Genomic DNA, 12,097 nt, shown 5'->3' on the forward strand with positions numbered 1-12,097 from the left:
CCCACAAAGAGAACAATCAGCGATGACTTCCGTGCCGAGCAGTATCGAGCAGCCCTCGCGGCCGCTGACCCGCAGTGACTACAAGACCCTCTCACTGTCCGCTCTGGGCGGCGCGCTGGAGTTCTACGACTTCATCATCTTCGTGTTCTTCGCCACTGTGGTCGGCAAACTGTTCTTCCCGGCTGACATGCCCGAATGGCTGCGCCTGATGCAAACCTTCGGCATTTTCGCCGCCGGCTATCTGGCGCGGCCGCTGGGCGGCATCATCATGGCCCACTTCGGCGACCTGCTCGGGCGCAAGAAGATGTTCACCCTGAGCATCTTCATGATGGCCTTGCCGACGCTGATCATGGGTCTGCTGCCCACCTATGCACAGATCGGCATGTGGGCACCGATCCTGTTGCTGCTGATGCGCGTGATACAAGGTGCGGCCATTGGTGGCGAGGTACCGGGAGCCTGGGTATTCGTGTCCGAGCACGTGCCAGAGCGCAATACCGGCTACGCCTGCGGCACCCTCACCGCCGGCCTGACTGCCGGAATCCTGCTCGGTTCGCTGGTGGCCACCCTGATCAACAGCGTCTACAGCGCGCAGGAAGTGGCAGATTACGCCTGGCGTATCCCGTTCCTGCTCGGCGGTGTATTCGGCCTGTTCTCGGTGTACCTGCGCCGTTGGCTGCACGAAACCCCGGTGTTCGCCGAAATGCAGCAGCGCAAGGCGCTGGCCGAAGAGCTGCCGTTGCGCGCGGTGCTACGTGACCATCGTGGTGCGATCATCCTGTCGATGCTGCTGACCTGGATGCTGTCGGCTGCCATCGTGGTGCTTATCCTGATGACCCCGGCGCTGCTGCAAAGCATCTACCACATCAGCCCCACCGATTCCCTCAAGGCCAACAGCCTGGCCATCGTGCTGCTCAGCTTTGGCTGCATAGGTGCTGGCAGCCTGGCCGACCGCTTTGGCGCGGGCCGGGTGTTCGTGATCGGTAGCCTGCTGCTGCTGGTGACCTCCTGGACCTTCTACCACAGCCTGCCTACGCGGCCCGAGCTGCTGTTCCCGCTGTATGCCGTGACCGGACTGTGCGTGGGCGTGATCGGTGCGGTGCCTTATGTGATGGTCAAGGCCTTTCCGGCGGTGGTGCGCTTCAGCGGGCTGTCGTTCTCGTACAACGTGGCCTACGCGATCTTTGGCGGGCTGACACCGATGGTGGTGACTGCGCTGTTGAAAGTGAGCCCGATGGCGCCTGCCTACTATGTGGCGGGGTTGTGTGCCGTTGGTCTGGCCGTGGGCCTGTACCTGCTCGCCAACAAGCGTTAAGGCTGCTGGCCTCTTCGCGGCTAAAGCCGCTCCCACAGGTGCGGCATTGCCTTGAAGCCGGTGCCATTCCTGTGGGAGCGGCTTTAGCCGCGAAGAGGCCGGGCCTGCTTTTCGATGATGGCCTTTCATCCAATTGTCATATTCAAGTCATATCGTATTCATGCGGCCTACAGATACTTGGGCCCGTTCCATCCAACACCCCAATATTCCTGCTAGGAGCAAGGCATGAAACTGAAGCGTTTGATGGCGGCCCTCACCTTTGCCGCCGCTGGCGTTGCAACCGCCAACGCGGTAGCCGCTGTCGATCCTGCGATCCCGACCTACACCAAGACCACCGGTGTTTCGGGCAACCTCTCCAGCGTCGGTTCGGACACCCTCGCCAACCTGATGACTCTGTGGGCCGAGGCCTACAAGAAGGAATATCCGAACGTAAACATCCAGATCCAGGCTGCCGGCTCCTCCACCGCGCCACCCGCGCTGACCGAAGGCACCGCCAACCTCGGCCCGATGAGCCGCAAGATGAAGGATGTCGAGCTGCAGGCCTTCGAGCAGAAGTACGGCTACAAGCCGACTGCCATCCCGGTCGCCGTAGACGCCCTGGCTGTGTTCGTGCACAAGGACAACCCGATCAAAGGCCTGACCATGGCCCAGGTTGACGCCATCTTCTCTTCCACCCGCCTGTGCGGTGGCAAATCCGACGTCAAGACCTGGGGTGACCTGGGCGTGACCGGCGACCTGGCCAACAAGCCAGTACAGCTGTTCGGCCGTAACTCGGTATCGGGTACCTATGGCTACTTCAAGGAAGAAGCCCTGTGCAAAGGCGACTTCAAGGCTAACGTCAACGAACAGCCTGGCTCGGCTTCGGTCGTGCAGTCGATCAGCTCCTCGCTGAACGGCATCGGCTATTCGGGTATCGGCTACAAGACCGCCAGCGTCAAGACCGTGGCCCTGGCCAAGAAGGAAGGCGGCGAGTTCGTCGAAGACAATGAAACCAACGCCCTGAACGGCACCTACCCGCTGTCGCGCTTCCTGTACGTCTACGTCAACAAGGCCCCGAACAAGCCTCTGGCCCCGCTGGAAGCCGAGTTCGTCAAGCTGGTGTTGTCGCAAGCTGGCCAGCAGGTCGTGGTGAAGGATGGCTACATTCCGCTGCCGGCCAAAGTCGTCGACAAGACCCTGGCTGACCTGGGCCTGTCCCACGCAGGTAACGTTGCAAAAAAGTAAGTAACTGAGGAGGAGGCCGGTGCTGCTGCCCGGCCTCTTCCACGAAATTTCAGTCCGAAGCCAGGTTTCCTGTGCGGCGGGCTTTCGTGCGTCACCACTTTGTAATGTTTTTGTCACACGGGACCGCTAGGGTGTGCGCATGAATGATCTGGCCAACTCCAACATGACCCAAAATTCCCAGCCTGTGCGGATTGATTTCAATACGCCGGAGTTGCAACGCAAGCGCCGCATGCGCGCGCTCAAGGACCGCCTGACCCGCTGGTATGTACTGGTGGGCGGGCTTGCCGTATTGGCGGCGATCACCCTGATCTTCTTCTATCTGGCCTATGTAGTGCTGCCGCTGTTCCAGGGCGCCGAGCTGACCAGCAAGAAAGCCCTGGAGCCGACCTGGCTGCAACAGGATGCCGGCAAGCCGCTGATGATCGCGCTTGAAGAGCAGAACCTGGTGGGCATGCGCGTTTCGGACAAGGGCCAGGCACTGTTCTTCGATACCAAGACGGGAAACGAGCTCAAGCGTTTCGACCTGCCGGTGCCGGCAGGCACCCAGGTCACTTCGATCAGTGCCGATCAGCCGGGTAGCCCGCTGGTGGTGCTGGGCTTGTCCAATGGCCAGGCGCTGGTGTTCCACCACACCTACAAGATCACCTACCCGGACAACAAGAAAACCATCACCCCCGGCATCGACTACCCGTACGGCGAGCAGCCGTTCGTGCTCGACGAGCAGGGCCGTGCGCTGGAGCATGTCAGCGTAAACGTCAATGGCGACACCCTGCTGATGGCCGGTTCCACCGGCGCGCACCTGCAGGTGGTCGAGCTGACCCGCAGCGAAAACATGATGACCGAAGAGGTCACCACCGAGCAGCGCCGCATCGAACTGCCGCAGATGACCGAAACGGTGAAGAACATCTTCATCGACCCGCGTCAGCAGTGGCTGTACGTGATCAACGGCCGTGCCACCGCGGACGTGTTCAACCTGCGTGACAAGAGTCTCAACGGCCGCTACAAGCTGTCTGAAAGCGCCGACACCGAAATTACCGCCACCGCCCAGCTGGTTGGCGGCATCTCGCTGATCATCGGCGACTCCAAGGGCGGCCTGGCCCAGTGGTTCATGGCCCGTGACCCGGATGGCGAATCGCGCTTCAAGCTGATCCGCACCTTCCAGATGGGCAAGGCCGCAGTCGTGCAGATCGACGCCGAAGAGCGCCGCAAGGGCTTCGTGGCCCTCGACGCCGCAGGCGAGCTGGGCGTGTTCCATAGCACCGCGCACCGTACCCTGCTGGTCGAGCCGGCCGCCGAAGGCCCCGGTATCCTGGCCCTGTCGCCACGTGCCAACCGCATCATCATCGAAGAAGGCGGCAAGCTGCTGCCGCTGAGCCTGCGCAACCCGCACCCGGAAATTTCCTTCAGCGCGCTGTGGGGCAAGGTGTGGTACGAGAACTACGACGAGCCGAAATACGTCTGGCAATCGACCGCTTCGAACACCGACTTCGAGCCAAAGCTGAGCCTGTCGCCACTGACCTTCGGTACTCTGAAGGCCGCGTTCTACGCCATGATCCTGGCGGCCCCTCTGGCGATTGCCGCGGCTATCTACACCGCCTACTTCATGGCCCCGGGCATGCGCCGCAAGGTCAAGCCGGTGATCGAACTGATGGAAGCGATGCCGACGGTGATCCTCGGCTTCTTTGCCGGCCTGTTCCTCGCCCCGTACCTGGAAGGCCACCTGCCGGGCGTGTTCAGCCTGTTCCTGCTGATGCCGCTCGGTATCCTGCTGGCCGGCTTCGCCTGGACCCGCCTGCCCGAGTCGATCCGCCTGCGTATCCCGGATGGCTGGGAAGCGGCGATCCTGATCCCGGTCATCCTGTTCACCGGCTGGTTCGCCCTGACCATGAGCCCGCACCTCGAGAGCTGGCTCTTTGACGGCGACATGCGCCTGTGGATCACCAACGATCTGAAGATAACCTACGACCAGCGCAACGCCCTGGTGGTGGGTATCGCCATGGGCTTCGCGGTCATCCCGAACATCTACTCCATCGCCGAAGACGCCGTGTTCAGCGTGCCGCGCAGCCTGACCCTGGGCTCCCTGGCCCTGGGTGCAACGCCCTGGCAGACCCTGACCCGCGTGGTCATCCTCACCGCCAGCCCGGGCATTTTCTCGGCGCTGATGATCGGCATGGGCCGTGCGGTGGGCGAGACCATGATCGTGCTGATGGCCACCGGCAACACACCGGTGATGGAGCTGAACCTGTTCGAGGGCATGCGCACCCTGGCCGCCAACGTGGCCGTGGAAATGCCGGAATCGGAAGTCGGCGGCAGCCACTATCGCGTGCTGTTCCTGGCGGCGCTGGTGCTGCTGATGTTCACCTTCATCATGAACACCTTGGCCGAGCTGATTCGCCAGCGTCTGCGCAAGAAATACTCGTCGCTTTGATAGAAAGGTAGCGATCCGTGAAAAAGGATTCCCTCAAAGGCTGGTTCAAGAGCGGCGCCCCAGGCGTCTGGATGAGCGGCGGCGCGGTGGCCATGGCAGTGATCATGACCGTTGGCCTGCTGGCGGTGATTGCCGTGCGCGGCCTGGGCCACTTCTGGCCGGCCGATCTTGTCCAGGCCACCTACAAGGTGCCGGGCCAGGCCGATCACGTTGTCATTGGCGAAGTGGTGCAAAAGGAAGAGGTACCCCGCGCCCGCCTCAAGGGCGCCGGCCTGCCAGTGCCTGACCAGGGCCCGGAGTTCATGACCCGCGAGCTGATCAAGGTGGGCAACCGTGACCTCAATGGTAGCGACTTCACCTGGGTGGTCGGCGACTGGCTGGTCGACGAAAAGCACCCGACCGATCTGATCGCCCTGGAGCGCCGGGAGTGGGGCAACTTCTACGGTTACCTGGTCAGCGTCAAGGAAGAGGGCCGTGTGGTCGCCGAAGGCGCTGCCGCCTGGAACGAGCTTCAGGCCCGTCTCAAGCGTGCCAACCAGCTCAACAGCGAACTGCAAGGCCTCGAGAAGAAAGACATCGGTGCCATCAACCACGGCCTCGAGCGCCTGCGTCTGCAGGCGCGCAAGCTGGAGCTGGAGGGCAAGCTGGACGCCGCCGCCCAGGCCGACTTGGACGCCGAGCGCGCCGAGTTGAACAGCCGCTACAAGGCCATCGAAGACCGCCTGACCGGCCTGCACCAGGCCTTCGCCCGCGACAGCCTGGTGGCTCGCGATGGTGACGGCCGCGAAGTGGAAATCAACCTTAGCAAGGTGGTGCACGCCATCCAGCCGAACGCCATGTCGGGCGTTACCAAGCTGGGCACCTACTTCACCAAAGTCTGGGAGTTCCTTAGCGACGACCCACGTGAAGCCAACACCGAGGGCGGTATCTTCCCGGCCATCTTCGGTACCGTGATGATGACCCTGATCATGGCCGTAATCGTCACTCCGTTCGGTGTGCTGGCTGCCGTGTACCTGCGCGAATACGCCAGGCAGGGCGCGGTGACCCGCCTGATCCGCATCGCGGTGAACAACCTGGCCGGGGTACCGGCGATCGTCTATGGCGTGTTCGGCCTGGGCTTCTTCGTCTACGTGCTGGGTGGCTCGATCGACCGGCTGTTCTTCCCCGAAGCACTGCCGGCGCCAACCCTGGGTACCCCTGGCCTGCTGTGGGCATCGCTGACCCTGGCGCTGCTGGCCGTGCCGGTGGTGATCGTGGCCACCGAGGAAGGCCTGGCGCGTATCCCGCGCACCGTGCGCGAAGGCTCGCTGGCGCTGGGGGCGACCAAGGCCGAGACCCTGTGGAAGATCGTTTTGCCGATGGCCAGCCCGGCGATGATGACCGGCATGATTCTCGCCGTGGCCCGCGCCGCCGGCGAAGTGGCGCCGCTGATGCTGGTAGGCGTGGTGAAGCTGGCGCCGTCGCTGCCGGTGGATGGTAACTACCCGTACCTGCACCTGGACCAGAAGATCATGCACCTGGGCTTCCACATCTATGACGTCGGCTTCCAGAGCCCCAACGTCGAAGCCGCGCGACCGCTGGTATATGCCACGGCGTTGCTGCTGGTGCTGGTGATCGCGGCCCTCAACCTCTCGGCCGTGTGGATCCGTAACCACCTGCGCGAGAAGTACAAGGCCCTCGACAGCTGATCCTGATTGCAAGCGCGCCGCTCGTGAACGGGCGGCCCTTTGAAACGAATTGTTAGCGTATGGAGTTGACCATGCAGCAAGAATCCCACGCCCACGGCATCGACATGTCTGCCCTGGGCCGCGACAAGCAGAGCCTGCGCCTGGCCGAAGAAACCGTAGCCATCGAAGTTCCGGGCCTGAGCCTGTTCTACGGTGACAAGCAAGCGCTGTTCGACGTGCAGATGAACATCCCCAAACAGCGCGTGACCGCCTTTATCGGCCCGTCCGGCTGTGGCAAGTCGACCCTGCTGCGCACCTTCAACCGCATGAACGACCTGGTTGACGGCTGCCGCGTGGAAGGCGCCATCAACCTGTACGGCAACAACATCTATCGCAAGGGCGAAGACGTGGCCGAGCTGCGCCGCCGTGTGGGCATGGTGTTCCAGAAGCCCAACCCGTTCCCCAAGACCATCTACGAAAACGTGGTCTACGGCCTGCGCATCCAGGGCATCAACAAGAAGCGTGTGCTTGACGAAGCGGTCGAGTGGGCGCTGAAGGGCGCAGCCCTGTGGGACGAGGTCAAGGACCGCCTGCACGACTCGGCACTGGGCCTGTCCGGTGGCCAGCAGCAGCGTCTGGTCATTGCCCGCACCATCGCCGTTGAGCCGGAAGTGCTGCTGCTAGACGAACCGTGCTCGGCACTGGACCCGATCTCGACCCTGAAAGTCGAGGAACTGATCTACGAATTGAAATCCAAGTACACCATCGTCATCGTTACCCACAACATGCAGCAGGCGGCCCGTGTTTCCGACTACACCGCCTTCATGTACATGGGCAAACTGATCGAATTCGGGGATACCGACACCCTGTTCACCAACCCGGCGAAGAAGCAGACCGAAGACTACATCACCGGTCGCTACGGCTAAGCCGCTTTGCAATCTACCCCTGGGCCTCTGTGGGAGCGGGTTCACCCGCGAATCAGGCGCCGCGGTGTATGGCACCGGCTTTGCCGGTGTTCGCAGTTAAACCCGCTCCCACAGGCCAGGGAACGAGACGAATTACTTGAAGCTTGCAGCTGCTTCGCGGAGCGAACGATGATCAACAAAGAAAGCCTTACCCATCACATTTCCCAGCAGTTCAACGCCGAGCTCGAAGAGGTGCGTAGCCACCTGCTGGCCATGGGGGGCCTGGTCGAAAAGCAGGTCAATGACGCAGTCACCGCGCTGATCGAAGCCGACTCGGGCCTGGCCCAGCAAGTGCGCGAAGTCGACGAGCAGATCAACCAGATGGAGCGCAACATCGACGAGGAGTGCCTGCGCATCCTCGCCCGCCGTCAGCCGGCGGCCTCCGACCTGCGCCTGATCATCAGCATCTCCAAGTCGGTGATCGACCTGGAGCGCATCGGTGACGAGTCGACCAAAATCGCCCGCCGTGCCATCCAGCTGTGCGAGGAAGGCGAGTCGCCACGCGGCTACGTCGAGGTGCGCCACATCGGTGACCAGGTACGCAACATGGTCCGTGACGCGCTGGACGCCTTTGCCCGCTTTGACGCCGACTTGGCACTGTCGGTGGCCCAGTACGACAAGACCATCGACCGCGAATACAAGACCGCCCTGCGTGAGCTGGTGACCTACATGATGGAAGACCCGCGTTCGATTTCGCGGGTACTGAGCGTGATCTGGGTCCTGCGTTCGCTGGAGCGCATCGGCGACCATGCACGCAACATTTCCGAGCTGGTGATCTACCTGGTGCGCGGCACCGACGTGCGGCATATGGGCCTCAAGCGCATGACGGCAGAAGTGCAGGGCACTGCTGTCGCCGAAGGCGAAAACGCTAATGTTCCGGCTGAACCTGACGATAAGTAAGGTTGCTCCCGAGCATCGACGCCCGGCCTCGGCCGGGCGTTTTCGTTTGCGGTCGGGGAGCCGGCAGGCACCCGCGAACGATATGAAGAAGTCCCGGCGTGACCAGGTTGTAGCAAGTGGCCATTATTCGGCGGTAGGCTAGTCGGGATTCAGAAGGAGTATCGATGAGTAAAGTGAATGTGCTGGTCGTGGATGACGCCCCGTTTATCCGTGACCTTGTCCGCAAATGCCTGCGCAATGCCTTCCCGGGCATGACCATCGACGACGCCGTCAACGGTCGCAAGGCCATGGCCATGCTGGGCAAGGAAGCGTTCGACCTGGTCCTGTGCGACTGGGAAATGCCGGAAATGTCCGGCCTGGAACTGCTCACCTGGTGCCGTCAGCAGCCTGCGTTGAAGAACCTGCAGTTCATCATGGTGACCAGCCGTGGTGATAAGGAAAACGTCATCCAGGCGATCCAGGCGGGGGTTTCCGATTTTGTCGGCAAGCCATTCACCAACGAGCAGTTGCTGACCAAGGTGAAAAAGGCCCTGACCAAGATCGGCAAGCTCGACAGCCTGATGGCCAGCGGCCCGGCGCGGATCAATTCGGCGTTCGCCAATGACTCGCTGAACGCGCTGACAGCTGGCAAGCCTGAGGCAGTGAAGGTCGCGGCGCCGGCACCTGTACCCGCCAGGCCAGTGGCCAGCGCCCCTCGGCCCGCCACTCCTGCGCCGACCGGTCGTGGCCAGGGCCAGTTGCGCCTGGCCAGCGGCATGCAGGCGTGCGTGATCAAGGCACTGAGTCTGAAAGAGGCCCTGCTGGTGGTGCGCCGTGGCGAAGCGCTGCCGCAGGTGCTGGAGGGCGCGGTGCTGGACCTGGAACAGGGCGAGAATGCCGAGGTCGCGCGCCTGAACGGCTACCTGCATGCCATCGCGGCACTGGAACCCAAGCCTGACAGTGACTGGTTGCAACTGACCTTCAAGTTCGTCGACCAGGATGCCCAGAAACTCGACTACCTCTCGCGGCTGATCGCCCGCGGGACGGCGCAGAAGCACTTCACCCCCGGCGCCTGATTCCAGCCTCATCCCGAACCATTTGTAGGAGCAGCACAAGGCTGCTCCTACAAAAAAGCTGCGCGTCCCGGGGCCATCCGACCAACTGCAATACCCGCCAGCAAACCCGCTGCTAGGCTTCGACAAATCATAACTGTCAAAAAGCCACTATCATGCCCGCGCGCCTGCTGCTGTTCTGTGCATTGCTCATGGCCTCGGCGTCGAGCCTGGGCATGACCATCTACGAGATTACCGATGATGGCCGGGTAACCTCCTATTCCGACCGGCCCGGCCCCGGTGCCAAAACCTTTGTGCAGCGCGTACCCATGGTCGAAGTGCCCGAAGGCCAGGTGCTGCTGAACGCGATTACCTTCAACGGCGGCGTGAGCTTTTCGGCCCGCAACCAGCTGCATGTGCCGGTGGAGGTGGAGTTGCGCCTGGACAACCTGGTGAACGCCCAAGGCGGCAACGCACCGCGTATCGTCCGCCGGGTGCTGCCGCCGCGCACCACGCAAATGCTCAGCGTGCTCAGGGGGCGGCCCGGGATGTTGCTGAATTACCGCTCGACCCTGCTGCAGGCCATGGGCGACCCCGGCAAGCGGCCCCAGGGCTTCCGCTATGCATTCCCCTGGATTGGTGGGCCGTTCCGTGTGACCCAAGGGCCCAATGGCCGAATCAGCCATTTTGGGCCCAAGGGGCGCTATGCCATGGATATCGCCATGCCCGAAGGCACCACCATCATCGCGGCGCGGGAGGGGGTGGTGGTGAAAACGGAGAACAGCCAGAGTGGGCGCGGCCCCAATCCGTCGGGCAATTTCGTCAGGGTCCTGCACCCGGACGGCACCATGGGCGTGTACCTTCACCTGATGCGCGGTTCGGTCGTGGTGGCGGAGGGGCAACGGGTGCGGCAGGGGCAGATGCTGGCCAAGTCGGGCAATACCGGCAACAGCACCGGGCCGCACCTGCATTTCGTGGTGCAGCGCAATGTCGGGTTGGCGCTGGAATCGATACCTTATCGGTTCGACAGGCCGATCAGCGGGTTGCCTGACTTTACTGCGGGTAATCCATGATCAGTGCCGGCCTCTTCGCGGGGCATGCCCGCTCCCACAGGATTACATCGGCCTTGGGTCTTGCACATCACCTGTGGGAGCGGGCGAGCCCGCGAATAGCCCTTAATCCAGCTTGAGCACCTTGGCCAGCACGATCTTCGGCCCTTTCATCTTCTTGATGATGATGCGCAGCCCTTCGACCTCCAGCACTTCCTCTTCTTCTGGCACGCGCTTGAGCGTCTCGTAGACCAGGCCGGCCAGCGTTTCCGCCTCGATGTGGTCAAGGTCGACGCCCAGCAGGCGCTCGACCTTGAACAGCGGCGTGTCGCCACGCACCAGCAGCTTGCCTGGCTGATAGGCGAGGATGCCGCGCTCGGTCTTGCGGTGTTCGTCCTGGATGTCGCCCACCAGTACTTCCAGTACGTCTTCCATGGTCAGGTAGCCAATCACCTTGCCATCGGCTTCCTCCACCAGCACGAAGTGCGCGCCGCCTTTACGGAACTGCTCCAGTAACTGCGCCAGGGGCATGTGCCGCGACACGCGCTCCAGCGGCCGGGCCAGGTCGTCCAGGTCGATGGTTTCGGGCAGGTGCTCGAGTTCGGCCAGCTCCAGCAGCAGGTCCTTGATGTGCAGCAGGCCGGTGAACTCCTCGCGCTCGGCGTCGTACACCGGGTAGCGGCTGAACTTGTGGCGGCGTACCAGGGCCAGGATCTGCTTCAGCGGTGCATGGGCGTCGATGCTGACCATGTCCTCGCGTGAGTTGGCCCAGTCGACCACCTCCAGCTCGCCCATTTCCACTGCCGAAGCCAGTACACGCATGCCCTGGTCGCTCGGGTCCTGGCCACGGCTGGAGTGCAGGATCAGCTTGAGCTCTTCACGGCTGTAGTGGTGTTCGTGATGCGGGCCGGGCTCGCCCTGGCCGGCAATGCGCAGGATGGTGTTCGCACTGGCATTGAGCAGGTAGATGGCCGGGTACATCACCCAGTAGAACAGGTACAGCGGCACTGCTGTCCACAGCGACAGCAGTTCGGGCTTACGGATGGCCCAGGACTTGGGCGCCAGCTCGCCAACCACGATGTGCAGGTACGAGATGACAAAGAAGGCGACGAAGAACGAGATGGCCTTGATCAGCTCGGGCGTGTCCACGCCCAGGTATGCCAGCAGCGGTTCGAGCAGGTGGGCGAACGCCGGTTCACCGACCCAGCCCAGGCCCAGCGAGGCGAGGGTGATGCCCAACTGGCAGGCCGACAGGTAGGCGTCGAGCTGGGTGTGTACCTTGCGCAGGATGCTGCCACGCCAGCCGTGCAGCTCGGCGATGGACTCGACGCGGGTGGCGCGCAGCTTGACCATGGCGAACTCGGCGGCAACGAAGAAGCCGTTGAGCAGCACCAGGAGCAGGGCAAAGATGATCATGCCGAAATCGGCGAATAACGAGGTGAGGCTGATACCAGGGGAAGGGTCCATGATGGGGTTTTTACGGGGTCCGTCTTCGAGATAGAGAGAAAAAAAGTGCCAGCT

9 protein-coding genes are annotated in these 12,097 nt (G+C 62.7%); 8 read left to right on the forward strand and 1 reads right to left on the reverse strand.

The annotated features are described in order from the left end of the window. Window positions 1-22: 22 nt before the first annotated feature. The 8 genes from CAF70_RS00820 (at window position 23) to CAF70_RS00855 (ending at window position 10,600) form a co-directional block, all read left to right on the forward strand. Window positions 23-1,312 (forward strand): MFS transporter, encoded by a 1,290-nt coding sequence (locus CAF70_RS00820; RefSeq protein WP_085621492.1) that lies wholly within the window; start codon window positions 23-25, stop codon window positions 1,310-1,312. A 225-nt stretch (window positions 1,313-1,537) separates the two neighbouring features. After that, window positions 1,538-2,536, forward strand: coding sequence for a phosphate ABC transporter substrate-binding protein PstS (locus CAF70_RS00825; protein WP_085621493.1), 999 nt, complete (start codon window positions 1,538-1,540; stop codon window positions 2,534-2,536). Window positions 2,537-2,675: 139 nt separating this feature from the next. Then, entirely contained in the window at window positions 2,676-4,964 is a 2,289-nt protein-coding gene (locus tag CAF70_RS00830) for an ABC transporter permease subunit (protein WP_085621494.1), read from the forward strand. 71 nt (window positions 4,965-5,035) lie between these two features. Further along, complete coding sequence (gene pstA, locus CAF70_RS00835; RefSeq protein ID WP_178076337.1) at window positions 5,036-6,652, forward strand: phosphate ABC transporter permease PstA; 1,617 nt, start codon at window positions 5,036-5,038, stop codon at window positions 6,650-6,652. A gap of 71 nt (window positions 6,653-6,723) precedes the next feature. Beyond that, complete coding sequence (gene pstB, locus CAF70_RS00840) at window positions 6,724-7,557, forward strand: phosphate ABC transporter ATP-binding protein PstB (protein WP_085621812.1); 834 nt, start codon at window positions 6,724-6,726, stop codon at window positions 7,555-7,557. Window positions 7,558-7,725: 168 nt separating this feature from the next. Then, entirely contained in the window at window positions 7,726-8,496 is a 771-nt protein-coding gene (gene phoU / locus CAF70_RS00845; protein ID WP_085621496.1) for a phosphate signaling complex protein PhoU, read from the forward strand. A gap of 164 nt (window positions 8,497-8,660) precedes the next feature. Next, window positions 8,661-9,551 carry a response regulator gene (locus CAF70_RS00850; protein WP_085621497.1) on the forward strand — a complete coding sequence of 297 codons (891 nt, stop codon included), beginning with the start codon at window positions 8,661-8,663 and terminating at the stop codon, window positions 9,549-9,551. A gap of 152 nt (window positions 9,552-9,703) precedes the next feature. Continuing rightward, the gene (locus CAF70_RS00855; protein ID WP_085621498.1) at window positions 9,704-10,600 is read left to right on the forward strand and encodes a M23 family metallopeptidase; all 897 of its coding nucleotides are present in this window, start codon (window positions 9,704-9,706) and stop codon (window positions 10,598-10,600) included. A gap of 102 nt (window positions 10,601-10,702) precedes the next feature. On the opposite strand, the gene CAF70_RS00860 is transcribed toward CAF70_RS00855, so the two are convergent. Further along, on the reverse strand, window positions 10,703-12,043 hold the full coding sequence (locus CAF70_RS00860) for a hemolysin family protein (protein WP_085621499.1): 1,341 nt from the start codon (window positions 12,041-12,043) through the stop codon (window positions 10,703-10,705). Window positions 12,044-12,097: the final 54 nt, after the last annotated feature.

It is taken from the genome of Pseudomonas sp. B19(2017) (genome assembly GCF_002113165.1).
In the GTDB taxonomy this organism is placed as follows: domain Bacteria; phylum Pseudomonadota; class Gammaproteobacteria; order Pseudomonadales; family Pseudomonadaceae; genus Aquipseudomonas.